The 22,758-nt window shown below is 61.5% G+C and carries 26 protein-coding genes; 16 read left to right on the top strand and 10 right to left on the bottom strand.

The features are described 5' to 3' along the window. The first annotated feature begins 275 nt into the window (after positions 1-275). A complete protein-coding gene (locus DCO57_RS19905) occupies positions 276-830 on the top strand; it encodes an alpha/beta hydrolase (protein WP_116700664.1) in 555 nt (184 codons plus the stop codon). 11 nt (positions 831-841) lie between these two features. Here DCO57_RS19905 and DCO57_RS19900 read toward each other — a convergent pair whose 3' ends face one another. Further along, on the bottom strand, positions 842-1,633 hold the full coding sequence (locus DCO57_RS19900; protein WP_116700663.1) for an aldolase/citrate lyase family protein: 792 nt from the start codon (positions 1,631-1,633) through the stop codon (positions 842-844). Between the two features lie 159 nt (positions 1,634-1,792). After that, positions 1,793-2,116 carry a DUF1476 domain-containing protein gene (locus DCO57_RS19895; RefSeq protein ID WP_116700662.1) on the bottom strand — a complete coding sequence of 108 codons (324 nt, stop codon included), beginning with the start codon at positions 2,114-2,116 and terminating at the stop codon, positions 1,793-1,795. Positions 2,117-2,429: 313 nt separating this feature from the next. On the opposite strand from DCO57_RS19895, the gene purC reads away from it, so the two are divergent. The 5 genes from purC (at position 2,430) to DCO57_RS19870 (ending at position 4,655) form a co-directional block, all read left to right on the top strand. Continuing rightward, entirely contained in the window at positions 2,430-3,194 is a 765-nt protein-coding gene (purC, locus tag DCO57_RS19890) for a phosphoribosylaminoimidazolesuccinocarboxamide synthase (RefSeq protein WP_116700661.1), read from the top strand. 132 nt (positions 3,195-3,326) lie between these two features. After that, positions 3,327-3,566 (top strand): phosphoribosylformylglycinamidine synthase subunit PurS, encoded by a 240-nt coding sequence (gene purS, locus DCO57_RS19885; protein WP_116700660.1) that lies wholly within the window; start codon positions 3,327-3,329, stop codon positions 3,564-3,566. A gap of 16 nt (positions 3,567-3,582) precedes the next feature. Then, positions 3,583-3,690, top strand: a complete 108-nt coding sequence (locus DCO57_RS23975) for a phosphoribosylformylglycinamidine synthase-associated small membrane protein (protein WP_116700659.1) — start codon at positions 3,583-3,585, stop codon at positions 3,688-3,690. Between the two features lie 17 nt (positions 3,691-3,707). After that, positions 3,708-4,373 (top strand): phosphoribosylformylglycinamidine synthase subunit PurQ, encoded by a 666-nt coding sequence (gene purQ / locus DCO57_RS19875; RefSeq protein ID WP_116700658.1) that lies wholly within the window; start codon positions 3,708-3,710, stop codon positions 4,371-4,373. Between the two features lie 27 nt (positions 4,374-4,400). Beyond that, positions 4,401-4,655, top strand: coding sequence for a DUF2164 domain-containing protein (locus DCO57_RS19870; RefSeq protein WP_116700657.1), 255 nt, complete (start codon positions 4,401-4,403; stop codon positions 4,653-4,655). Positions 4,656-4,685: 30 nt separating this feature from the next. Here DCO57_RS19870 and DCO57_RS19865 read toward each other — a convergent pair whose 3' ends face one another. Continuing rightward, positions 4,686-5,489, bottom strand: a complete 804-nt coding sequence (locus DCO57_RS19865; protein WP_116700674.1) for an AraC family transcriptional regulator — start codon at positions 5,487-5,489, stop codon at positions 4,686-4,688. A gap of 111 nt (positions 5,490-5,600) precedes the next feature. Between DCO57_RS19865 and DCO57_RS19860 the strand changes: the two genes are divergently transcribed. Beyond that, entirely contained in the window at positions 5,601-6,137 is a 537-nt protein-coding gene (locus DCO57_RS19860; protein ID WP_116700656.1) for a peroxiredoxin-like family protein, read from the top strand. A gap of 138 nt (positions 6,138-6,275) precedes the next feature. Here DCO57_RS19860 and DCO57_RS24090 read toward each other — a convergent pair whose 3' ends face one another. Beyond that, positions 6,276-6,518: a DUF1127 domain-containing protein gene (locus DCO57_RS24090; protein ID WP_116700655.1), complete on the bottom strand. Its 243-nt coding sequence runs from the start codon at positions 6,516-6,518 to the stop codon at positions 6,276-6,278. A gap of 103 nt (positions 6,519-6,621) precedes the next feature. On the opposite strand from DCO57_RS24090, the gene DCO57_RS19850 reads away from it, so the two are divergent. The 5 genes from DCO57_RS19850 (at position 6,622) to DCO57_RS19830 (ending at position 11,974) form a co-directional block, all read left to right on the top strand. Beyond that, a complete protein-coding gene (locus DCO57_RS19850) occupies positions 6,622-8,133 on the top strand; it encodes a PLP-dependent aminotransferase family protein (protein WP_116700654.1) in 1,512 nt (503 codons plus the stop codon). A gap of 143 nt (positions 8,134-8,276) precedes the next feature. Next, the gene (purL, locus tag DCO57_RS19845) at positions 8,277-10,475 is read left to right on the top strand and encodes a phosphoribosylformylglycinamidine synthase subunit PurL (RefSeq protein WP_116700653.1); all 2,199 of its coding nucleotides are present in this window, start codon (positions 8,277-8,279) and stop codon (positions 10,473-10,475) included. 44 nt (positions 10,476-10,519) lie between these two features. Continuing rightward, positions 10,520-10,753 (top strand): BolA family transcriptional regulator, encoded by a 234-nt coding sequence (locus DCO57_RS19840; protein WP_116700673.1) that lies wholly within the window; start codon positions 10,520-10,522, stop codon positions 10,751-10,753. Between the two features lie 147 nt (positions 10,754-10,900). Next, positions 10,901-11,236 carry a Grx4 family monothiol glutaredoxin gene (gene grxD / locus DCO57_RS19835; protein WP_116700652.1) on the top strand — a complete coding sequence of 112 codons (336 nt, stop codon included), beginning with the start codon at positions 10,901-10,903 and terminating at the stop codon, positions 11,234-11,236. A 456-nt stretch (positions 11,237-11,692) separates the two neighbouring features. Beyond that, complete coding sequence (locus DCO57_RS19830; RefSeq protein ID WP_116700651.1) at positions 11,693-11,974, top strand: antitermination protein; 282 nt, start codon at positions 11,693-11,695, stop codon at positions 11,972-11,974. Between the two features lie 13 nt (positions 11,975-11,987). Here DCO57_RS19830 and DCO57_RS19825 read toward each other — a convergent pair whose 3' ends face one another. Both DCO57_RS19825 and DCO57_RS19820 read right to left on the bottom strand, forming a co-directional pair. Continuing rightward, a complete protein-coding gene (locus DCO57_RS19825; protein ID WP_116700650.1) occupies positions 11,988-13,412 on the bottom strand; it encodes an aldehyde dehydrogenase family protein in 1,425 nt (474 codons plus the stop codon). After that, positions 13,412-14,404 (bottom strand): NAD(P)-dependent oxidoreductase, encoded by a 993-nt coding sequence (locus tag DCO57_RS19820; protein WP_116700649.1) that lies wholly within the window; start codon positions 14,402-14,404, stop codon positions 13,412-13,414. The genes DCO57_RS19825 and DCO57_RS19820 overlap by 1 nt, the downstream gene beginning before the upstream one ends. A gap of 115 nt (positions 14,405-14,519) precedes the next feature. Here DCO57_RS19820 and DCO57_RS19815 point away from each other — a divergent pair, with 115 nt between their 5' ends. Further along, positions 14,520-15,395: a LysR substrate-binding domain-containing protein gene (locus DCO57_RS19815; protein WP_116700648.1), complete on the top strand. Its 876-nt coding sequence runs from the start codon at positions 14,520-14,522 to the stop codon at positions 15,393-15,395. Positions 15,396-15,523: 128 nt separating this feature from the next. Here the strand turns inward: DCO57_RS19815 and ttcA are convergent, their stop codons facing one another. Further along, positions 15,524-16,468, bottom strand: coding sequence for a tRNA 2-thiocytidine(32) synthetase TtcA (ttcA, locus tag DCO57_RS19810; protein WP_116700647.1), 945 nt, complete (start codon positions 16,466-16,468; stop codon positions 15,524-15,526). A 274-nt stretch (positions 16,469-16,742) separates the two neighbouring features. Here ttcA and DCO57_RS19805 point away from each other — a divergent pair, with 274 nt between their 5' ends. Then, positions 16,743-17,231: a LysM peptidoglycan-binding domain-containing protein gene (locus DCO57_RS19805; protein WP_116700646.1), complete on the top strand. Its 489-nt coding sequence runs from the start codon at positions 16,743-16,745 to the stop codon at positions 17,229-17,231. A 303-nt stretch (positions 17,232-17,534) separates the two neighbouring features. On the opposite strand, the gene rpsD is transcribed toward DCO57_RS19805, so the two are convergent. Further along, entirely contained in the window at positions 17,535-18,152 is a 618-nt protein-coding gene (gene rpsD, locus DCO57_RS19800; protein ID WP_116700645.1) for a 30S ribosomal protein S4, read from the bottom strand. Between the two features lie 518 nt (positions 18,153-18,670). Between rpsD and DCO57_RS19795 the strand changes: the two genes are divergently transcribed. Further along, positions 18,671-20,401: an EAL domain-containing protein gene (locus DCO57_RS19795; protein ID WP_208978055.1), complete on the top strand. Its 1,731-nt coding sequence runs from the start codon at positions 18,671-18,673 to the stop codon at positions 20,399-20,401. On the opposite strand, the gene murI is transcribed toward DCO57_RS19795, so the two are convergent. Both murI and DCO57_RS19785 read right to left on the bottom strand, forming a co-directional pair. Then, a complete protein-coding gene (gene murI / locus DCO57_RS19790; protein WP_116700643.1) occupies positions 20,382-21,203 on the bottom strand; it encodes a glutamate racemase in 822 nt (273 codons plus the stop codon). The two genes, DCO57_RS19795 and murI, sit on opposite strands and share 20 nt — an antisense overlap. 9 nt (positions 21,204-21,212) lie before the next feature. Beyond that, positions 21,213-22,025: an RNA methyltransferase gene (locus DCO57_RS19785; RefSeq protein WP_116700672.1), complete on the bottom strand. Its 813-nt coding sequence runs from the start codon at positions 22,023-22,025 to the stop codon at positions 21,213-21,215. A gap of 211 nt (positions 22,026-22,236) precedes the next feature. On the opposite strand from DCO57_RS19785, the gene DCO57_RS19780 reads away from it, so the two are divergent. Then, positions 22,237-22,677 carry a DUF2267 domain-containing protein gene (locus tag DCO57_RS19780; RefSeq protein WP_116700642.1) on the top strand — a complete coding sequence of 147 codons (441 nt, stop codon included), beginning with the start codon at positions 22,237-22,239 and terminating at the stop codon, positions 22,675-22,677. Positions 22,678-22,758: the final 81 nt, after the last annotated feature.

Below are 22,758 nucleotides of genomic sequence, written 5' to 3'. Positions count from 1 at the left end.
GATGAATAGAAAAAAGATCAAAGCTGAGATCTCGAAGAACAGAAACTCATTCTTTTATAATATCGCAGGATTTATCTTATCTATTTCCACAAATCTTGCATCATCCCACGTGTACAATATTTTTGTTTCGTAACAAATAAATAAAACGCGAAAAATTTCGTTAACAAAGATTAAAAATACATATTGGAACACCCATATAAAACGGTAGAAATAGGCATCAAAAAAGATACACTTTTTCGGCTACATCGAGACTCACTTGAAATAAGATTACTATCGTGAAGATTTCCGAGACCGACATTCTGCTGATCCCCGGCTACGGCAGGATGCTGCCCGGCCACTGGATGCTGCGCTGGCGCGACAAGATGCCGACCGCGCGCGTCGTCAAGCAGGCGGAGCTGCAAAAGCCCGTCAGGAAGATCTGGCTGGACACCCTGACCGCCGAGGTGGAGGCTTGCGAAAGGCCCGTGGTGCTCGTCGCCCATTCCCTCGGCTGCATTCTCGTCGCCCATGGTGCCCATGCCCTGAAAGACAGGATCAGGGGCGCCTATCTGGTCGCGCCTTCGGACTGGGACCGGGAGGGACTGGTGAAGGAGTTCGACGGTGGCGATTTCCGTCCGGTACCGTGCGTGCCCCTGCCCTTCCAGTCCCATCTGGTTGCCAGCCGAGACGACCCCTATTGCGACTATGACCGGGCACAGGAATTCGCCAGGGCCTGGGGCGCCACGGTCCAGGATGCCGGTCAGGCCGGTCACATCAACTTGGAAAGCGGCCACGGTCCCTGGCCCGAAGGCATGATGTCCTTCGCCCATTTCATGAAGCGGCTCGGCTGACCGGTCCCTGCTCAGCTCCGCCGGGCCGGGATGATCTCGTCCACCTCGCGCCGGGCCCTGTCGATGGAATCGCCGACGAAGGAACGGTCGATGCCGTGCGATATCAGGCAAAAGCCCTGCTGCACGGCTTCCCGCACCTTGTCGGCGTTTAGACAGAAGATACCGGCCAGCTTGCCGGCCTTCACCGCCTTCTCCGCGATCGCGGCGCAGACCTTAGCTGTCGCCGCGCCGTCGGGATCGAGCTGTGCACCGTCCGACAGTGAAATCGACAGATCGCTCGGTCCCACGAACACCCCGTCCAGCTCGGGAACCGAAAGGATATCCTCCAGCGCGTCGATGGCTTCGCGGGTTTCGATCATCGCCAGGGAGAGCGTCTGGGAATTGGCTCCCTTTCGATACTGTTCGATGCTCTGGCCGCTGAGCATCGCCGCGCGGAACGGCGACCAGCTACGGTCCCCTTCCGGCGGATACTTGACGGCTCTGGCAAAGGCTGAAGCGTCTTCCCGCGAATTGATCATCGGCGCGATCAGACATTCCGCCCCCATGTCGGCCAGACGGCCGGCCAGTGCATTGTCGCCGATGGGAATACGGGCGATGCGGTGCGCGCCGCCAAGGGCGATGCCGGCCAGGGCATCGCAGGCCGAGGCAAAGTCGTACATGCCATGCTGCATGTCTATCGTCACCGCCTCATAGCCGCCACGCGCCATCATTTCGGCAATCATCGGGACGCACAGCACGGACCAGCCGGTAACCACCGGCGTTCCGGACCGCAGTCTGTCGGCAAGAAAGGATTGTTCGTTCACGGGCTGCCTCCTCAGTCAGATCCGTCATCAAACGGGTGATAGACCCTGGCTGCAAGCCCTGTTGCCGTGAAGCGGTACGCGCCCGGCGGCGGCAAGCAAAAAACGCCTGCCGCAAGCGACAGGCGTTCAGCATTTCTCGTCAGATGCGGTATGACCCGATCAGCCCTTTTCCTGAACCTGGGCAATGGCCGTATGCATCAGTTCGTCCATGGTGCGGCGAATCTGGTGATCGGACTGATCGACATTCTTGGCGTCGAAATCCGCGCGGATCTTGCGGAACACGTCCTCGTCGCCCGGTTCCTCGAAGTCGGCCCGAACGACCTCCTTCGCATAATCCTCGGCCTTTTCGCCTTCATGACCCAGAAGTTCCGCCGCCCACAGTCCCAGCAGCTTGTTGCGCCGTGCTGTCGCCTTGAACCGCAGCTCCTCGTCATGCGCGAATTTGTTTTCGAACCCCTGTTCGCGCTTGTCGAATGTGCTCATAACTCATCGTCTCCTGAACTGCGCTGATGCACTTCTCCCCATATGGGGCCGATTTGGTCTCTTGCATATCCCCGCATGCGCCGCAAATCAACGCAGATACTGCCTCCTTGCGTCGAAAGCACAATCTCTTTCGTGAAATGACGAAAAACATAAGATTGTACTTTGCTCCCGCTTCGGGTAAGTTCCGCGCCGCAAAATAGGGATTGCCGCCAGAAGGCGCCTGCCGGTGTGACAACGACGTCCCGGCATAAATCAGACCAGGTGCGCAAGGACCCTTCCGAAGGATTCTCTTTTAAAAGATACGGTATAGCCAATGAACCGCCGCCGCCGCATTTATGAAGGTAAGGGCAAGATTCTCTATGAAGGTCCGGAACCGGGAACACTGGTCCAGCACTTCAAGGACGACGCCACAGCCTTCAATAACAAGAAACATGAGATTGTTGACGGCAAAGGTGTGCTCAACAACCGCATTTCCGAATTCATCTTCAACCAGCTGAATGCCATCGGCATCCCGACCCACTTCATCCGTCGCATGAACATGCGCGAACAGCTGATCCGCGAAGTCGAGATCATTCCGCTGGAAGTGGTCGTGCGCAACGTCGCCGCCGGATCCATTTCCAAGCGCCTTGGCCTGGAAGAAGGCACGCAGCTGCCGCGCTCCATCATCGAGTTCTACTACAAGAACGACGAACTCGACGATCCCATGGTGGCCGAAGAACATATCACCGCCTTCGGCTGGGCCACTCCGCAGGAGCTGGACGACATCATGGCGCTGGCGATCCGCGTCAATGATTTCCTCTCCGGCCTGTTCCTCGGCGTCGGCATCCGCCTCGTCGATTTCAAGATCGAATGCGGCCGCCTCTTCGAGGGCGACATGATGCGCATCGTCGTGGCGGATGAAATTTCTCCCGACAGCTGCCGCCTGTGGGATATCGAGACCAACGACAAGATGGACAAGGACCGCTTCCGCCGCGACCTGGGCGGAATGCTGGAGGCCTATCAGGAGGTCGCCAAGCGCTTGGGCATCATGAACACCAGCGAACGTCCGGCAGGGTCCGGTCCGACACTGGTGCAGTAGCAAACAGCCCCCGCCGGACGAAAGTTTGGCGGGGGTTTTCGCTTTCGCGCCTCTTCTTCCCTTCCAGAACCAATCATGGTGGTGTATGGAGCCAGCAATGGCCCTGCAGGATGTTGATGGAGACAAGACCTCATGAAAGCACGTGTGATCGTCACCTTGAAAAACGGTGTGCTGGATCCCCAGGGAAAGGCCATTGAAGGCGCCCTTGGCGGCCTTGGCTTCGCCGGTGTCGGTTCCGTGCGGCAGGGCAAGGTCTTCGATATCGAGCTGACCGGATCCGACAAGGATGCGGCCAGGGCCGAACTGACGAAGATGTGCGAAAAGCTGCTCGCCAACACCGTCATCGAGAATTACGCTATCGAGATCGATTGAATCCCGGTGGTTCACCATGGATGAAGACACACGCAGGGCCGTCATCTTCCTGGCCGCCAAGGCGGCAGTCTTCATCCTCGTTCCCGCCCTCGCGGCGCTGATCGCCGTTCTAGTGTTGCTCTGAATTCAGGGGATTGCCCAATGAAATCCGCCGTCATCGTTTTCCCCGGCTCCAATCGCGACCGCGACATGTTCCAGGCCCTGGAACTGATCACCGGCACCCGCCCGCAAAGCGTCTGGCATACCGAGAGCACCCTGCCGGACGTCGACCTTGTCGTGGTGCCTGGCGGTTTCTCCTATGGCGACTACCTGCGCGCCGGCGCCATTGCCGCCCGCTCACCGATCCTCAAGGACCTGGTTGCCAAGGCGGAAAGCGGTGTTTCCGTTTTCGGCGTGTGCAACGGCTTCCAGATCCTGGCGGAAGCCGGCCTTCTGCCCGGCGCCCTGATGCGCAATGCCGGCCTGATCTATGTCTGCAAGGAAGTCAGGATCGAGACGGTCAACAACGCGACCCGGTTCTCCTCCGAATTTCGCAAGGGTCAGGTCTGGCGCTGCCCGGTCTCGCATCACGACGGCAACTATTTCGCCGACACGGAGACGCTCAAACGGGTCGAGGGCAACGGTCAGGTGGTCTTCCGCTATGCGGAGGGTACCAATCCGAACGGCTCGATCAACGATATTGCCGGCGTCACCAATGCAAGGGGCAACGTCCTCGGCATGATGCCGCATCCGGAAAACCTGGTCGAACCGCTCCATGGCGGCCTGGACGGCAGAACCCTGTTTGAAAGCCTGTTGAAGGCAGCCTGATCCGGCGCGAGCGAAGGACGGACGGCCATGAGCGAGCTGAAACTCGAAACGGACGCGCGGTCCCGCCTCGCCTCACAGATCCAGCGTTTTCTGGACGATGAGCTGGACGTGGAAATCGGCAATATGGATGCCGACCGGCTGATCGACTTCCTGACGACCTCACTCGGTACGCGCTTCTACAATCTCGGCCTGAAGGATGCCCAGGCACTCTTCGCCCGCAAGGCGGACGACATCAACGACGAGATCTACGCGCTGGAGCAGATGGTCGACGACCGGGGATAACGGCCGCTGGCGGACCGGTGCGTCCCCGCGTCAGGCCGCCTGGCTGCGTCTTTGCTTGGGCGGATAGCCGAAGCGGCGGGAAAAGGCCCGCGAAAACGCCGCCGGACTTGTGAAACCGCACAGCGCCGCGACGGACTTGACCTGAAGTCCGGCCTCAAGTTCGGCCCGGGCAATATCCAGCCGCCAGTTGGAAAGATACACCATGGGCGTCGTTCCCACGCGCTCCTTGAAGGTGACGGCGAATTGGGTGCGGGACATCCCGGCCGTCTCCGCCAGCTTTTCAAGCGTCCAGGTATCGCCCGGCGCCTCGTGTATTGCGACAAGCGCGGCAGCGATGCGCGGATGTGACAGGCCGCTCAAAAGCCCCGTGTCGGTCTTGCCGGACTCCATCGCGTGGCGCAGCAGCCGGATGACCACCACCTCGCACAACCGCTGAAACGCCGCCTGGCCGCCGCATCTGGGCAGGGTAACTTCCTCGATCAGGGGCATGACCACCGCGGTCAGATAGGGGTCGTCGGCCAGCGGCACCGAGATGCAATCCGGCAGCGCATTCACCAGCTGCCCGCCGACACCGGAAATCGTGATACGCGCGGCAACCAGGGCCGTTTCCTGCGCCGTTGCCGCGCTGTCCGGGTGCTCCGCAGCCTCGCCGTTCTTCAGCGGACTGTAGACCAGCCGAAGCGCCTGGCCTTCAGTCACGTAAATCCTGAAATTGGCGGCCTCCTCTTCCGGGCCGTCGGTCCGGGTATTGGAAACATGCACCCTGAGACGGTCGATGAGAGACGACAGCCGATCCAGTTTTCCGTTGAAGGATGTCCGATAAGGGACCAGCATTTCCGTACTCCAGATCATCTTTTCAGGATGTTTCATCGGCATTAGTTCGCTATCTTAAGCCTACCCACAGGGTAATGTGAAGCCCTGCTCTCAAGCAGAATGAGGAAACAGATGCTTGTTCCACGCCAGCCGGTTCCCGGCCTGACGCTCGACACCCTTTCCGGTGCTCCCTTCGACCTGTCCAAGGACGGTCCCGATTTCGCGACGCTCGTCGTCTTCTATCGCGGTCTGCACTGCCCGATCTGCGCCACCTATCTGAAGGAACTGGGTCGCCTGACCCCGGATTTCGCCGAGAAGGGCGTCAAGACGATCGCAATTTCGTCCGACGACAAGGACCGCGCCCAGCAGATGGCCGACAAGGTCGGTTATCCCGATCTGCGTTTCGGTTACGGTTTGCCGCTCACAGTTGCCAAGGACTGGGGTCTGTTCATCTCCACCAGCCGCGGCACCACATCCATCGGCATCGAGGAGCCGGCGCTCTTTTCCGAGCCCGGCGTCTTCCTGGTCAAGGCGGACGGGACCCTGTATTTCTCCGCTATCCAGACCATGCCTTTCGTACGCCCGCATTTCCAGGAAATGGTTGGCGCACTCGATTTCGTGCAGAAGAACGACTACCCGGCACGCGGCGAATACACCGGCGCGGTCTGAGTCTCTTCCTGCGAGAAACGCGACGACTTCAAGAAAAATGCCGGGCACGGGTTCCAACGTGTCCGGCATCTTGCTGCGTGTCCGGGCAAATGGCAGCCCCGGTTCCGATGCACCTCGCCCTTCGGGCGCGCGCATTCCCTATCGGCCCCCTGACCAGCGTCCACCATGACTGTCCCAGAAAGGCCTTGCGGCTTCCCGGCGCGCGGCTTCAGCGGTCAGGCCCAGATCCTCCAGCGCCGCATCGGACAGATCCCGCAGTTGCCTGCGCGTGCGGGCCGCCTGCATCCAGGACGATGTCCTCTTCCGCAAAAAAACCAGCAGTGGCCGGACGACGGGAACCCGGGAGATCCTCCGCCCTCCGATTGTGTCAATTGAACTCATTTCAGCACCTCACAAGGGTTACAATCAGAACAATAACGGGTATTGTATCGTTGCAATCTTATGAATTGACTCCTTTTAGGATGCAATATACAAAATTGTCACCATGACAAATTGGCTCCCAGAGATTCCCGAAGGCCGTGGCCCGCTGTACATCCGTCTGGCGGACCGGATCGCCGAAGACATTGCCAGCGGCGCACTGGCTGCGGGCACCAAACTCCCGCCGCAGCGCGATCTCGCCTATGACCTGGGCGTCACAGTCGGCACCATCGGCAGGGCCTACGCCATGATCCGGCAACAGGGGCTCGTCAGTGGCGAAGTCGGACGCGGCACATTCGTTCTCGGAAGCACGGATGCCGCCCCTCTTCGGGAATACGGCAAACCCGATCTCGGCCAGGACGTCCAGACGGCAGGAAACGGCCGCGCCCCGGAAAGCGAAGCGCCCTCCTGGGTGCGCGAGGCCAGAAGCATTCCGAAGGATGCCGCGTTCGCCGGCACGCGGATTTCCGTTCCCGCCCCCGGCGCCATCCGCTTCGACAGCACCTCGGCACCCGAAATCGGTCAGTCGGAGATCATCGGCCGCATTACGTCGGACATCACCCGCGACCATCCGCACGAAATCGCCAGCTACACACGCGATGTGCCGGAAAGCTGGCGCAGGGCGGGCCGCAAATGGCTGACGCGCAGCGGCTGGGAGCCGGAGGAAGGCAGCATCGTGCCGGCAACCGGCGCCCAGGCGGCGATCATGGCGATCCTCGCGGCAACCACCGCCCCCGGCGACCAGATCGCCTTCGAGGACCTCACCTACAGTTCGATCTCCCGCGGCGGCGCCCTGACGGGCCGGCGACCGGTCGAGGTCGCGCGGGATGACGAGGGGCCGATTCCCGAGGATCTGGCCCGCGTCTGCGCGCAGAAGCATCCCAAGGTGCTCTTCGTGATGCCGACCATGCACAATCCGACACTGGGGCTGATGGGCGAAGCCCGGCGCAGGGATATCGTGGCAATCGCTCGGCAGAACAATCTCTGGATCATCGAGGACGAGGTCTATGGCTCCCTGCGCCAGACAACCCTGCCCCCGCTGGCCGCTCTGGCGCCGGAGCGGACCTTTCATGTCGGCTCCCTGTCCAAATCGGTGACCGCCGGTGTGCGCGGCGGCTGGGTCTCCAGTCCCCGCTCCCATGCGCAGCGGATCTACACCGCCCACAAGATGCTGACCGGCGGCATATCCTTCCTGCTGTCGGAACTGTCCGCCCGCCTGGTCCTGTCCGGAGCCGCCGACACCTTCCGCGAAAGGATCCTGACGGAGATCGCCGCCCGCCATGCCCTCGTCCGGCAGCATCTCGGCAGCTTCGAGCTTGAGACCGCCCCCGATGCCCCCTTCCTGTGGCTGAAGGTGCCCGAACCCTGGCTCTCCGGCACCTTCAAGGCCGCCGCCGCGAGCGCCAATGTGCTGGTCGATGACGAGGACGAGTTCAAGACCGGCCGCTCGGGCAAGGTCTACCACCGGGTCCGGATCGGCATCACCAACCCGCTCACCCGCGAGGAGACTTCAGAGGGCCTGCGGATTGTCCGCAACATCATGGAAGACAGCAGCGCGTGTTACGACAGTTTCGAATGACAAGCCGCCACATCGTCCGCCGGGACATTTCGTCCGGGAAACCGGACAATCGAATGTGAATAGCCTCTCCCATTCCGCGATTCGATCTGCTAAACCGGCGGCAAACAGGCACAGGCGCCCGCGCCGCAGATTCCCGGACCGACATGATCCCGAACGATATCAAGATCACGCCCGAGCTCATCGCTTCCCACGGCCTCAAGCCGGACGAATATGAGCGCATTCTGGAACTGATCGGCCGGGAGCCGACCTTCACCGAGCTCGGCATCTTCTCAGCCATGTGGAACGAGCACTGTTCCTACAAATCCTCCAAGAAATGGCTGAAGACCCTGCCGACCGAAGGTCCGCGGGTGCTGCAGGGTCCGGGCGAGAACGCCGGCGTGGTCGACATCGGCGACGGACAGGCGGTAGTCTTCAAGATGGAGAGCCACAACCACCCCTCCTATATCGAGCCCTATCAGGGCGCCGCGACCGGCGTCGGCGGCATTCTGCGCGACGTCTTCACCATGGGCGCGCGTCCGGTTGCCGCCATGAACGCACTGCGCTTCGGCGCACCCGAGCATCCGCGCACGAAACATCTCGTCTCCGGTGTCGTCGCCGGTGTCGGCGGCTACGGCAATTGCTTCGGCGTGCCGACCGTCGGCGGCGAAGTCGAATTCCATCCCCGTTACAACGGCAACTGCCTGGTCAACGCCTTTGCCGCCGGTCTGGCCCGCTCGGATGCCATCTTCCTGGCCAAGGCGGAAGGCGTCGGCCTGCCGGTCGTCTATCTGGGCGCCAAGACCGGCCGTGACGGCGTGGGCGGTGCGACCATGGCCTCCGCCGAATTCGACGATACCATCGAGGAAAAGCGCCCCACGGTTCAGGTCGGCGATCCCTTCACCGAGAAATGCCTGCTGGAAGCCTGTCTGGAACTGATGGAATCCGGCGCGGTCATCGCCATCCAGGACATGGGCGCCGCAGGTCTCACCTGTTCGGCCGTCGAGATGGGCGCCAGCGGCGGTCTCGGCATCGAGCTCGATCTTGACAAGGTTCCCGTGCGCGAGGAGCGCATGAGCGCCTATGAAATGATGCTGTCGGAAAGCCAGGAGCGCATGCTCATGGTTCTCAGACCCGAGAAGGAAAAGGAAGCCGAGGCCATTTTCCGCAAATGGGGCCTCGACTTCGCGATTGTCGGCGTCACCACCGACACGCTGCGTTTCATTGTCCGCCACCAGGGCGATGTCGTCGCCGACCTGCCGATCAGGGAACTGGGCGACGAAGCGCCGGAATACGACCGCCCGTGGATCGAACCGAAGAAACTGCCCGTGCTTTCCGCCGCAGATGTCCCCGAGCCGGACGACTATGCGGCCGCTCTGACGGCCCTTGTCGGCAGCGCCAACGGGTCTTCCCGCCGCTGGGTCTACGAACAGTATGACACGCTGATCCAGGGCAACACCGCGGCCACACCCGGCGGCGATGCCGGTGTCATCCGCGTGGAGGGCTCGCGCAAGGGCCTGGCCTTTTCCGTCGACGTGACCCCGCGCTATTGCGAGGCCGACCCTTTCGAGGGCGGCAAGCAGGCGGTCGCCGAAGTCTGGCGCAATCTCACCGCCGTCGGCTCCGAACCGCTGGCCGCCACGGACAACCTCAATTTCGGCAACCCGGAAAAGCCGGAGATCATGGGGCAGTTCGTCTACTGCATCAAAGGCATTGGCGAAGCCTGCCGCGAACTCGATTTCCCGATCGTTTCCGGCAATGTGTCGCTCTACAACGAAACCCATGGCGAAGGCATCCTGCCGACTCCGGCCATCGGCGGCGTTGGCCTGCTGCCCGATGTCGGTGTGCGTGCCGGTGCCGCCTTCACACAGGAAGGTGACGCCATTCTCGTCATCGGCGGCTACGGAACCCATTTGGGCGCCTCGCAATATCTGTCTGAGCTGTTCGGTCGCGAGGAAGGCGCTCCTCCCCCGGTGGATCTTGCTGCAGAAAAGCGCCGCGGCACGCTGGTGCGCCAGCTGATCGGCGCCGCACGCCTGACCGGCGTTCACGACATCTCCTCCGGCGGTCTCGGCGTCGCCCTGGCGGAAATGGCCATGGCCGGCGGCATCGGCGCCACGGTCAAGGTGGAAGGCCCGGCCCATGCGGCCCTCTTCGGCGAGGACCAGGGTCGATACGTCATCACCGCCGCGCCGGACAAGGTGGAAGCGGTGCTGGAAGACATCATCGATGCCGGCATCGACGTACGGCAGATCGGCACCACAGGCGGCGCGGATTTGACTGTTGAGGGCATCCTCACCATATCCGTTGCAAACTTGAAAAAAGCACATGAAGATTGGTTCCCGAACTTCATGGCGACAGCCTGAACGGCCAGACCCTTCAGGAAATTCTTAAAAAGGACGGACGCACGATGCCGATGAACGCGAATGAGATCGAAACCCTGATCAAGACGGCCCTGCCCGATGCTCAGGTCGAGATCCGTGATCTGGCTGGAGACGGCGACCACTATGCGGCCAATGTTGTTTCCGAGGCTTTCCGGGGCAAGAGCCGCGTCCAGCAGCATCAGCTGGTCTATGAGGCCCTGCAAGGCAACATGGGTGGCGCCTTGCACGCACTCGCCCTTCAGACAAAAGCCCCCGACTGATCCACACGGGAACCGGACATGACCGGGCTCGCCGCGACACTTGCGCCCTTGTGGCCATGGAATGTCGCATAGGGGGAGCCGCCCGGATCTGCTATATTACGCCGGACGCAGGATCGTTGCGGCGGCGAAACACAAGGACATACGCTCATGAGCATTCAGGACTGGATCAAGAACGAAGTCGACAGCAACGACGTCGTGCTCTTCATGAAGGGCACCCCGAATTTTCCGCAGTGCGGATTTTCCGGTCAGGTCGTGCAGATCCTCGACTATGTCGGCAGCCCGTACAAGGGCATCAACGTGCTTGAGGACGATGCTCTGCGCCAGGGCATCAAGGAATTCTCCAACTGGCCGACCATTCCGCAGCTCTATATTAAGGGCGAATTCGTCGGCGGTTGCGACATCATCCGCGAAATGTTCCAGAATCAGGAACTCCAGGGCCTGTTCACCGAAAAGGGTGTCGAGACCAGCGAGAAGACCGCCTGAGGCGTTTTGCTTTTCGACTTCCGGCGACAAGGGACGGTATGCCGTCGCCTGCCGCCGGGTCGCTAGCAGCCCGGATCAACGGAACCGTGTTGCGAATCTGCCCAATGGCTTCCTCCGGGACGCCATTGCGGACCGATGACGCGGAACCTGAGGTGATGCGGCCCGACGATCCGTTTCTCCCTGCAACCGTGACAGGTTGACCGGGGCCTCCTCAACGTCCCCCCCGATCCGCCGGTTCCCGGCTGCTTGCGCGGCTCAGGTCTGCCCTTGATCCTGCGTAGCCGGAATCGAATCCGGCGGAATTTGGGCATTCTCTCGGCAAATTCGGCCGAATCATCTAAACTGAACGCAAGGTGAATGCGGATTTCAGGGTGAGTACAGGGGCGTTCCGCCATTCTCTGTCCATATCGCAAGGCCCTTCAGACACTAACGGGCCGGGGAATGGGACCGGGGACGATGAACAAGAAAACGATTGCAGCCACCTCCACCTTCGCACTGATCCTTGCCGGGGTCGGATTTTCCGTATCCGGAAGCTTTGAGGCCGAACGGGAGCTGCGGCGCGTCGACTGCCGCACCATCACCATGTTCACACCGGCCCATAACAAGCCTGCCGAGGACCTGTGCGCCAATTACGGCGGCGTCGCCCAGAAGGACGCCGAACCCAGCAACGAAGCCCTTGTCATCCTCGTGCGCAACCAGCCGATGGGCGGTTTCGAAGGGGACAAGGCGCTTCACTGACGTCCTGCTCACCTCACCCGGTGATTGCCTTCAGCTCCAGGAAATCCCCCAGACCGAATTCGCCGTATTCGCGGCCGTTGCCGGACTGCTTGTAGCCGCCGAAAGGAACGTCCCAGTCGGGGCTGGCACCGTTGATATAGACGCTGCCGGCGCGCAGTTTGCGTGAGACACGCTTCGCCCGCTCCGGATCGCCGGTCTGAAGATAGGCAGCCAGGCCGTAGGGCGTGTCATTGGCAATCCGGATGGCCTCCTCCTCCGTGTCGAAGGGGATCATCACCAGAACCGGCCCGAAGATCTCGTTGCGGGCAATCGCCATGTCGTTGCGCACATCGGCAAAGACCGTCGGTTTCACGTAATAACCGGTTTCGAAGCCCTCCGGCTTGCCCGGTCCTCCGGCAATCAGCCGGGCCCCTTCGGCGATGCCGATCTCGATATGACCCTGGATCTTCGAGAACTGCAGGTCGCTGATCACCGGACCGAGATGATCGCCCTCGACCGCCGGATCGCCGACCCTGACGCCTTCCGCGATCTTTGCCGCAAGATCGACCGCCTCGGCATAGACAGAGCGTTCCACGAGCAGCCGGGTCGGCGCATCGCAGGACTGGCCGCTGTTGGAAAAACAGCTCTCGAGGGAAAACCGCACCGCCGTCTCAAGATCCGCATCGGCAAACAGCAGGTTCGGCGACTTGCCGCCCAGTTCCAGTGCCACGCGCTTGACGCTCAGGGCCGCGTTCTGCGTCACCGAAATGCCTGCCTGCGTCGAACCGGTAAACGACATCATGTCGATCCCCGGATGAGCGGACATGGCCGTGCCCACGCCGGCGCCATTGCCGTTGACGAGATTGAACACCCCCGCCGGACAGCCCGCTTCCTCAAGGATTTCTGCGAACAGAAGTGCCGACAGGGGTGCGATTTCGCTCGGTTTCAGGATCATGGTGCAGCCGGCGGCCAGCGCCGGTGCAACCTTGGCGGCGATCTGGTTGATGGGCCAGTTCCATGGCGTGATCAGCCCGCAGACACCGATCGGCTCGTGCCGGAGCAGACTGCCTCCGCGCGGACTCGGCCACTCGAACCTGTGCTCCCGCAAGGCCTCGAGGGTTGCCTGCACATGACCGGTCCCGGCCGGCGTCTGCTGTTCGCGGACAAATTTTATCGGCGCGCCCATCTCGAGCCGGATCGCCTCGTCCATCTCGGCGGACCGGCGCTCGTAAATGGCGATGATCCGTTCCAGCAAGGCGGCACGCGTCTCGACGCTGGTCTCGCCCCAGGTTTCGAAGGCGGACCGGGCCGCTGCCACCGCCCGGTCGACATCCGCCGCTGTTCCCAGCGAAATGACCGCTACAGCCTGTTCCGTTGCCGGGTTGATGACCTTCAGATCGTTCGGCTCGACCGGTTCGACCCAGTCGCCGCCGATATAGAATTGCCGTTTCTCCAACATCAGCCCACCGCTTTTCCAGTTTCGCCAAACGCCCTCTCGCCGCCTTTCGGCACCACTTCATATCCGGCTTCTTCAGGCTCGTCGTCAACCATTTCCGCCGGAAATCCGGGTGCCAGCACCTCAAGACCCGTCGCCTCTTCCAGCCGCTTTATGATGTTGGGCGAGAGTTCACGCGGTCCGAAGCGCTCTATCGCGTCGGCAAAGATATTGTTGAGCAGCGGCGAAAGTTCCAGAGGTACCTCATGAGCCTCGGCAATTTTCTGAAACAGGCCGATGTCCTTGGCGACCAGATCCATGGTGAAGGAAATATCCCGTGAACCGTTGAGAATCACCTGGCTTTCCGTTTCGTGGACGAAGGAATTGCCCGAAGAGATCCGGATCGCCTCATAGGCGGTGCCCATATCCATGCCCGCCGCCTTGCAGGTCACCAGGGCTTCGGCTACGGAGACCAGATTGGCGGTCGCCAGATAGTTGGTCACCACCTTCAGCACGGAAGCCGAGCCGATCTCGCCCGTGTGCAGCACGCGGCGGCCCAGAACGGTCAGGAACGGCAGGGCCTTTTCGAAGGTTTCCCGCGTGCAGCCGGCGAAAATTGCGATATTGCCGGTAGCCGCCCGGTGGCAGCCGCCCGATACCGGGCATTCGATAGCCTCCGCGCCTGTCGCGATGACCTGCTCCGCGAGCCGCTTGATCTCGCCGGCATCCGTGGTCGACATCTCCGCCCAGATCCGGCCTGGCCCGATTCCTTCCAGAATCCCCTCAGGCCCCTCGACAACGGCGGCACAGGCAGCCGGGCTCGGCAGGCAGGTGATGATCACGTCGCAGGTTTCGGCGAGCTGCTTCGGGCTTTCCCCGCGCGCGGCGCCTCTGGCAACAAACGTTTCGACAAGTTCCGGATCGAGATCGTGAACACTGAGCTCGAAACCGTTGCGCAGGATACTCCCGGCCAGTTTTCCGCCGACATTTCCAAGACCGATAAACCCGACACGCATGGACAGCGCCTTTCCTGAATGAAGATAAGAGAGCATCAGTCTGGCCCTCGCCACAGGCAAAGAGAAACGATATAATCACGGGTGATTACGGGGTATTTTTTATGAATGGATCGCGATGAGGTCGCTTCCCAATCTTCTCTGGCTGCGGAGCTTCGAAGCGGCAAGCCGGCTGGGCAGTTTCACGGCGGCGGGCGGTGAACTCGGGCTCACCCAGGCCGCCGTCAGCACGCACATCAGCGCTCTTGAAACCCAGCTCGGTCATCAGCTTCTCGAACGCACGACCCGCAAGGTCGGACTGACGGCCGCCGGCAGTGCCTATCTGCCGTCCGTGCGCAAGGCCCTTCAGGATCTGGCGCTGTCGACGGAGGGGCTGTTCGGCAAGCGCACGGCGGGAACGGTGACGATCCGCGCGCCGATCTCCGAAGCGGCTCTGATCATCGCCCCCGCCCTGGCGGCGTTTCAGCAGGAGCACCCGGAACTGCGCATCCGCCTGCTCTCGGCCATATGGGCGGATACGATCCTGGAAAGCGGCATCGACATCGAAATCCGGCTGGGCACCGGCTCCTGGCCCGGTACCCATGCGGAACCGCTGGGCACGGAAGTCATCGTCCCGGTCTGTGCCCCGGACCTGGCGGCAACGATCCGCCACCCGCGACAGCTTCTCGATCATCCGCGCATTCACGTGCTCGGCTTCGACGATCACTGGCCGCGGTTCCTGGAAACAATCGGCCAGCCACCCGAGACCAGACAGCCCGGGGTCACGGTCGATACCTCTCTGGCCGCGGTCGAACTCGCCGCCGCTCGCGGCGGCACCACGCTCCTGCTCGGCAAGATCGCCTCAAGACTGACGGAAAACGGTCGGCTCGCCATTCCCTACGATCTCGAGATCCCCTCCCTGCAGACACATTTTCTCCTCACGCGGGACAATGCCGCCGCGCCGAAGGCGGCAACCGGAATGGTGGAGGCCTGGCTCAGGGAGCTGTTTGCGTGAGTGGCCTGCGTTGCGGAGGTCACATGAGAATTGCGTTATCGCCGTCCCGGCCTTGAACCGGGCCCCGCATGCAATCCCCAAAAAGGTCCCGGCTCAAGGCCGGGACGACGCGGCGTGTGGAAAAAGGATTACTCCGCCGCAAACAGCTTTGCGGTCATGGCAAGGCTTGCTCCGCAGGGCTCTTCCGCTTCCCCGCTGCCGGGAGCCTCTTCCCCGGCCGCCGGGCGCAGGTTGACGAAGTCGTAGAGCGACCGGTCGAGCAGATGGGACGGACGTGAGTTGCCCAGCGCACGGGCCATGATGCCGAGGCGTCCCGGCGTTTCCTTTTCCCAGGACTGCAGCAGACGTTTGACTTCCTCACGCTGCAGCCCGTCCTGGGAGCCGCACAGATTGCAGGGAATGATCGGAAACCGCATGCCGGCGGCGAAGCGGGCGATGTCACTTTCCGCCGCATAGGCAAGCGGCCGCAGCACCAGAAGGTCCCCCTCGTCATTGACCAGCTTCGGCGGCATGGAGGCAAGGCGCCCGCCATGAAAGAGATTCATGAAGAAGGTTTCCAGAATATCTTCCCGGTGATGGCCGAGCACGATGGCCTCGCAGCCCTGTTCCCGCGCCACCCTGTAGAGGATGCCCCGGCGCAGGCGCGAGCACAGCGAGCAATAGGTCCGGTTGGCCGGGATCTTGTCGGTGACGATCGAGTAGGTATCCTGACGCACGATAACGTGCCGGATGCCGTTTGCCTCGAAGAACTCCGGCAGGACATGGGCAGGGAAGCCCGGCTGCGCCTGATCCAGATTGCACGCGATCAGCTCCACCGGCAGCAGCCCGCGCCATTGCAGCTCGATCAGCACCGCCAGCAGCGTGTAGCTGTCCTTGCCGCCGGACAGGCAGACCAGCCATTTCGGCCGGGTCGCCGGAACGGCCCCCTCCGCCAGCATGCCGAAATCGCCGATCGCTTCGCGCACCTGCCGCAAAAGCCGCTTGCGCAGCTTCTTGAACTCCACGCTGGTCGGCGCGTTTTTCAGAAGTGCAGGGACTTCGACGTCCGGACTGTCGGCGGCAATATCGTTCATGGACCGGGCCTTGGGGCTTGCGGGGGACTAGGGTGTGAACTCGTAAATGAAGACGAACTGGCATAGCCGATCTCCCCGGCAAGGCCAAGGGAAAAGCCTGTGTTTCAGCCGCGCTCTGTCTCCCGGGCACGGCGGATTTCGCCATTTCTCTGCACGCTGCGCCAGCGACGTCCGGAAGTTGCTTCGGCTTGTTTCCCGCTCCGGAAAATTGCGATATTATCTCCCCACCTGGAGGGCACCAGACACATATTTTTCAGCTCGAAAGGATTTTGTTTTGACCATTACACTCGACATTCAGCAACCGCAGCCGTTCGACCTTGTCGGCTCCCGCATATTGATCGCCGGAAATGCCACCGCCTTCGAAGGCACGCTCAGCATCCGTGTTTCGGAAGGACATGACGAATATGCCGCCTTTGCCAGCGTAGGCGCGCTGGGGCTCAGGCAGTTCCAGGCCGCCATCGACATTCCGGCCTCCAACAGTTTCCAGCTCGACCGCCTGTTCCTGACCCTCGCCGACGACAGCGGCAACGAAAACGGCCCCTCCGTCGTCATCCCGATTCTGTTCGGCCCGAAAATCCTGCCCGGTTACGGCGGCTGGCAACCCTATACGGTGAAAGCCGGCGATACGCTCACCAGAATCGCGCAGGAGCAATATGGCAGCTCGAATTTTCAGCCGATCTTCCAGGCCAATCAGCACATACTCAACGACCCGAACCTGATATTCCCGGGCCAGGTGCTCCGGATCCCCAGGAACGATATCTGAGCCGGACACCTGCAAAGCCGCGCCGGATTGTGGAGAAAGCAGGAATGCCGCCGGAAAACTCAACATAGTCGCATCGGCCGAGGCTCAGATCACGCAGGTTTTCGATCCGCATTTCGTCGGCGCGGTGAACGGATCCCATGTGAACGTGGCAAAATTCGGCGATGTTTTCGACTGGCATGCCCATCAGGAGGAAGACGATTTCATGGTCGTTCACGAATTGAAACGTCTCAGGCCCGTATGAGCGAAAACAAAAAAGGCCCGCCGGTTTGGCGGGCCTTCTCGTGATCCGTATTCGGCGGCTGATTACCGCGAATAGAATTCGACCACCAGATTCGGTTCCATCTGCACCGGATACGGCACATCGGAGAAGCCCGGAATACGAGTGTAGGTCGCGGTCATCTTCGCATGGTCCACATCGATGTAGTCGGGAACATCGCGTTCGGCCGACTGGACGGCTTCCAGAACCAGAGCAAGCTGGCGGGACTTTTCGCGAACTTCGATGAGATCACCCGGACGCACCTGGTAACTCGCGATGTTGACGCGCTTGCCGTTGACCTTGATGTGGCCGTGGTTGATGAACTGACGGGCAGCAAACACGGTCGGAACGAACTTGGCGCGATAAACGATCGCATCCAGACGGCGCTCCAGCAGGCCGATCAGGTTTTCGGACGTATCGCCCTTCTGACGGGACGCTTCGGCGTAAACCTTGCGGAACTGCTTTTCGGAAATGTTGCCGTAGTAGCCCTTGAGCTTCTGCTTGGCACGAAGCTGGACACCGAAGTCGGACAGTTTGCCCTTGCGGCGCTGGCCGTGCTGACCCGGACCGTATTCACGCTTGTTGGCCGGGCTCTTCGGACGACCCCAGATGTTTTCGCCCATCCGGCGGTCGATTTTGTACTTAACGCTGTGGCGCTTTGACATCGCGGTTTCCTTTGAATTCGCGTTGTTGTTCTATCAAGGAAACGCGCCCTCCTTTATCCTGCGGCCCGTGTTGAACGGATCGGAAGGATCGACAGGGACCCGGCTAGACGGCGCCGGCCGGATACCCACGGGTGCGTAGATCCGGCAAGACAAAAGCCTGCCGGACCGCGCGGAGATACAAGCCACTCCCTCAAATGTCAATGCAGGGGGTGGCTGCCGCGCCGGAAAAACCGGCCTTTTGGATCGGATTTCCCGATATTTGCGCGCCAGATGGCCGCCGGAAGCCTGTACGGCAAAAAACAATGCATAAATTTAGATTTTTTTAATTGCGGTTTTTCACTATGCAATCGACGTTACAACTATAGCTAATTATAACAATTTAACTGCCTGCTCAAAATGCCCATTGCCCGACGGAAGTCTCAACCTGCAGACCTTCTTGATTAAGGATCGATATGTCAGCTCATCGGACTACAGCCCCGGAGACTGGTCTCTTCAGCCCGGCGTCTCCGGGTGTTTCAATGAGCACCATGCTGGAGAAGCTGGAATACGCGCTGCAGCCTGTCGCCGACATCGGAACGGGCGTGGTCTACGGATATGAAGCCCGGATCCGCAACTGCGAACAGTTCGGTGCCGCCTGTCCCGGGGAGCTCTTCGATCATGCCAATGCGGAAGGGTTCCTGCCGCAATTGGAGTTCTCGCTTCTGCGCAAGGCACTGGAACAGTTCAGCGACCTGAACATCGCTCATGATTCCAAGCTCTACTTCAAACTGGATTCGCGCAAGCTCGGCGAGGAGAACGATCCACGCATGCAACTGGCCGCCATGGTCCGTGATGCCGGCCTCGATCCGAACCACATCTGCCTGGAATTTTCAGAGCGCCACCGGCAGACCTTCAGCGATGTCACCCATCATGCCATCAGCGCCCTCAGGCAACTCGGCTTTCTGATCGTGCTTGACGATTTCGGACGCGGATCGTCCGAGCTGCGGCTCCTGCATGACCTCTCGCCCGACTTCGTCAAGATCGACCGCTTTTTCCTGAACGGCATCGACAGCGACCCGCAACGGAAACTGTTCGTCACCACCGTCACGAACCTCGCACGGGTCCTGGGAGCACGGGTGATTGCCGAAGGCGTGGAAACCGAACGCGAATTCAAGGCCTGCCGGGACGCGGGCTGCGATCTCATCCAGGGCGAGTTCGTTGCCGATCCCTTCCAGGATCCTGCCCGGGCCCGGCTCTTTTACGACCATATCCGGCCGGCCGGCGCGGACCACGAGCGGCAGGAGGATCAGGAGCGCATCCGCGCCGAACTCCTGCCCCTGCCGACCATCCGGTACGATGCCTCCATGAACGAGCTTCTCGACATGGCCGTGCACAACCAGGACGCCAGTGTCATTCCGGTGCTCGATCCCAACAGGGAGCCCCGCGGCCTTATCCACGAGCGGGATCTGAAGGCCTATCTTTATGCGGGCGCTCCCGGGGACGAGGATAGCCGCGCGGCACTGGATTTCCCGCTTCGCTCCTTTGTCCGGGCATGCCCGGTTGCCGATATCGATTCCAATGCGGACATGCTTCTGGTGACATTTGCCTCCTCGATCAATTCGGACGGCATCATCATCACCGAGAACTTTCGCTACAGCGGCTTTCTGTCCGCAACCTCCCTGCTGAAAATCATCCACGAAAAGCGCCTGCAGGAGGCCCAGGACCAGAATCCCCTCACCCGTCTGCCGGGAAACGGCGCCATCATGCGCTTCATCTCCCGGACGGCGGGAAAGGGCACCAAGGTCCGGCACCTGTGCTATCTGGATTTCGACAATTTCAAGCCTTTCAACGATACCTACGGCTACCGACAGGGCGACAGGGCCATCATCCTGTTCAGCGAGTTGCTGCAGCGTCATATTTCCGGCAGCGGCACCTTCGTGGGGCATCTTGGCGGTGACGACTTTTTCGTCGGCTTCCACAACACGGATCTGACGGATGTCGCCTCGAAGCTTCTGAGCCTCCAGCGCGCCTTCCGCGTGGACGTGGAAAGCTTCTATGAGCCGGAGCACCGGGCCCAGGGCTACATCGAGGCCCAGGACCGGTTCGGCACCACCCGGCAGTTCCCGCTGCTCCAGTGCTCCATCTCGATATTGACCCTGCCGAGAAACACGACCCTGCACCCGGACCGGCTCAACGACGAGATCTGGGAACTGAAACGGGCCGCCAAGCGGTCCGATGACGGCCTGGCGGTCAAGTCTCTTGCGGCCTGACGCCATGTTCATTGGCCAGAACCAGCCCGAAACCGGCCAGAAGCCGGCGCAGCGCCGGGTCCTGCGGGCCTGAGGTGAAGATGGCGCAGTCCGGCGTCTGCGCCGGTATCTCCGCCGCGTTGGGGCCAAGAACCCGCACCAGTTGCCGCGCGATGGCTTCCGCCGGATCCAGCCAGTCGACCGGCCAGGGCGCGATCCTGCGGAAACGGTTGGCCAGCAGCGGATAATGGGTGCAGGCCAGCACGACGATGTCGGTGCGCTGCCCGTCCCGCTCCACAAAGCAGTCCGAGATTTCCGCCAGAAGCACCTCGTCCGCAACGCCTCCGCCGCGCATGTGCCGTTCCGCCAGCTCCGCCAGCGTGTCGGATCCCACCAGACGCACATGGCACCGGCCGGCGAAACTGTCGATCAGGCCCCTCGTATAGGCCCTGCGCACCGTGCCCGGCGTCGCCAGCACCGAGATCAGACCGGAAGAGGTGCGCTCCGCCGCCGGCTTGATTGCCGGAACCGTGCCGACAAAGGGGACCCTGGGATGCGCCTCGCGCAAGGCCTCACCGGCAAGGGTGAACGCCGTGTTGCAGGCAATGACCACCGCTTTCGGGCGATGCGTGGCGATCAGCTCCGCGAAAAGCGCCAGAATTCGCGCCTTGAGATCGGCTTCTGGCCAGCGCCCGATCGGAAACGCAGCATCGTCGGCCACATAAATCAGGTGTTCATAGGGCAGCAGATAGCGTGCTTCGCGCAGCACCGTCAGCCCGCCGATTCCGGAATCGAAGAAGAGAACCGGTCCGGGCCGGGTCACGGGGAGGCCTCATTGCTCACCGCTGTTGCCGCCGCGTTTCTTGCGAGGCCGCGTTTCCCGCTTTTCCAGCGCGGCGATCACACCGCGCAACGAACGAACCTCCTGATCGGTCAGTTCCGCCTTCTGGAAGATGTTGCGCAGGGTGCGGACCATATGCGGACGGCGTTCGGGCGGCCGGAAGAATGTCGCCGCGTCCAACGCCCCTTCCAGATGTTCGAAGAAGCGCACGATATCGTCCTTCTTCGCCGGCGGGTGCACCTCTTCCGACAACAGGAAGGGCAACGCGCCGGTCGTGGCGGTGCGGCGCCATTCATAGGCACACACCAGCACCGCCTGGGCAATGTTCAGGGAGGCGAAATCCGGATCCACGGGCAAGGTGACGATTTCATCGGTCAGCGCGATTTCCTCATTGTTGAGGCCCCAGCGTTCCCGGCCGAACAGATAGCCGGTCGCGCTGCCTTTCTCGCCGAGTTCGACGGATTTGGCCGCGGCCTCGTCCGGCCCGCGAACGGGTTTGGACACCTCCCGCGAGCGGGCCGTCGTCGCGAACACGAATTGCAGGTCGGCGACAGCCGCCTCGACACTGTCGAAGACCTGCACCCTGTCGATGACATGATCCGCACCGCTGGCGGCAGCACGGGCCTTTTCGCTCGGCCAGCCGTCCCGCGGGTTGACGATTCTCAAGTCCGACAGCCCGAAATTCGCCATCGCCCGCGCCGCCGTGCCGATGTTCTCGCCAAGCTGCGGTTCGCACAAAATCACTGCCGGCGGCCTGGCCGTCACCGCACGTGCCTCTTCCCTGATATTCGCGTTCTTGCTCATGAGGCCCGGATTTAGCCGGTTCTTGAAAAAATGGGAAGCTGCTTCGACCGGATTTTCCCGTGCGTCCAACGCGCTCGCCGCCACGACCACGCCCGGACACAACAACCGAAGGACAACCCCAAATTGTTGATTCTTTTGAGAAAAATCATGACGCCGTCGCATGATGCGGGTAATAATAGGTAGAAATAACGATGGGAATCACGCATCTGCCATGCCCATGCCGCAAACCTATTTCCACGCGTCCCTGGATTTCGACGCCTTTCTTCTGGATGTCCGCGATATCTGCATGCTGCAGTCTCATCATCAGGCCTATCACACCTTGCGCGCCGTCCTTCACACCTTCCGTTCCCACCTGACCGTGCAACAGGCCCTCGAATTTTCAAACGTCCTGCCCGCCGTGACCCGCGCGATCTTCGTCGAGGACTGGGCCGAGGACTTGCAGCCAGGAGAGCTGCCCCCTCCCTTTCCGGACCGGGCCGCACTGAGCCGGCAGGTCCAATCCCTGCGGCGGGACCACAACACCGCTCCGGACACCGCAATCGAGGATGTGGCCACGGCCCTGCGGCGGTCTTCCATCGATGAACGGCAACTGGACCGGATTCTGGCAAAAATGCCGGAATCCGCGGCTGATTTCTGGAAGCCCCGCAGCTGACCAGGCGTGCTCCCTGGCCCCAGCTTGCGATTGCCTTTTCGTGAGCCTTTGCTAGGGTGTGACCTCATGATTAAAGATGAA

The sequence above is a fragment of the Labrenzia sp. 011 genome, assembly GCF_003075075.1.
Taxonomy (GTDB): Bacteria; Pseudomonadota; Alphaproteobacteria; order Rhizobiales; family Stappiaceae; genus Roseibium.
Note: the sequence above shows the minus strand (reverse complement) of the source record. Positions and strands in the feature narration are given on the sequence as shown.

Bases quoted from the DNA above. Each gene is read 5' to 3' on its own strand.
- rpsD (WP_116700645.1), bottom strand. From the start codon at position 18,152: ATGTCAAAGCGCCACAGCGTTAAGTACAAAATCGACCGCCGGATGGGC.
- DCO57_RS19840 (WP_116700673.1), top strand. From the start codon at position 10,520: ATGCCGATGAACGCGAATGAGATCGAAACCCTGATCAAGACGGCCCTG.
- DCO57_RS19870 (WP_116700657.1), top strand. From the start codon at position 4,401: ATGAGCGAGCTGAAACTCGAAACGGACGCGCGGTCCCGCCTCGCCTCA.
- DCO57_RS19830 (WP_116700651.1), top strand. From the start codon at position 11,693: ATGAACAAGAAAACGATTGCAGCCACCTCCACCTTCGCACTGATCCTT.
- purC (WP_116700661.1), top strand. From the start codon at position 2,430: ATGAACCGCCGCCGCCGCATTTATGAAGGTAAGGGCAAGATTCTCTAT.
- ttcA (WP_116700647.1), bottom strand. From the start codon at position 16,468: ATGAACGATATTGCCGCCGACAGTCCGGACGTCGAAGTCCCTGCACTT.
- DCO57_RS19895 (WP_116700662.1), bottom strand. From the start codon at position 2,116: ATGAGCACATTCGACAAGCGCGAACAGGGGTTCGAAAACAAATTCGCG.
- purQ (WP_116700658.1), top strand. From the start codon at position 3,708: ATGAAATCCGCCGTCATCGTTTTCCCCGGCTCCAATCGCGACCGCGAC.
- DCO57_RS19795 (WP_208978055.1), top strand. From the start codon at position 18,671: ATGAGCACCATGCTGGAGAAGCTGGAATACGCGCTGCAGCCTGTCGCC.
- DCO57_RS24090 (WP_116700655.1), bottom strand. From the start codon at position 6,518: ATGAGTTCAATTGACACAATCGGAGGGCGGAGGATCTCCCGGGTTCCC.
- DCO57_RS19780 (WP_116700642.1), top strand. From the start codon at position 22,237: ATGCCCATGCCGCAAACCTATTTCCACGCGTCCCTGGATTTCGACGCC.
- DCO57_RS19865 (WP_116700674.1), bottom strand. From the start codon at position 5,489: ATGCTGGTCCCTTATCGGACATCCTTCAACGGAAAACTGGATCGGCTG.
- purL (WP_116700653.1), top strand. From the start codon at position 8,277: ATGATCCCGAACGATATCAAGATCACGCCCGAGCTCATCGCTTCCCAC.
- DCO57_RS19815 (WP_116700648.1), top strand. From the start codon at position 14,520: ATGAGGTCGCTTCCCAATCTTCTCTGGCTGCGGAGCTTCGAAGCGGCA.
- DCO57_RS19860 (WP_116700656.1), top strand. From the start codon at position 5,601: ATGCTTGTTCCACGCCAGCCGGTTCCCGGCCTGACGCTCGACACCCTT.
- DCO57_RS19850 (WP_116700654.1), top strand. From the start codon at position 6,622: ATGACAAATTGGCTCCCAGAGATTCCCGAAGGCCGTGGCCCGCTGTAC.
- DCO57_RS23975 (WP_116700659.1), top strand. From the start codon at position 3,583: ATGGATGAAGACACACGCAGGGCCGTCATCTTCCTGGCCGCCAAGGCG.
- purS (WP_116700660.1), top strand. From the start codon at position 3,327: ATGAAAGCACGTGTGATCGTCACCTTGAAAAACGGTGTGCTGGATCCC.
- grxD (WP_116700652.1), top strand. From the start codon at position 10,901: ATGAGCATTCAGGACTGGATCAAGAACGAAGTCGACAGCAACGACGTC.
- DCO57_RS19825 (WP_116700650.1), bottom strand. From the start codon at position 13,412: ATGTTGGAGAAACGGCAATTCTATATCGGCGGCGACTGGGTCGAACCG.
- DCO57_RS19820 (WP_116700649.1), bottom strand. From the start codon at position 14,404: ATGCGTGTCGGGTTTATCGGTCTTGGAAATGTCGGCGGAAAACTGGCC.
- DCO57_RS19785 (WP_116700672.1), bottom strand. From the start codon at position 22,025: ATGAGCAAGAACGCGAATATCAGGGAAGAGGCACGTGCGGTGACGGCC.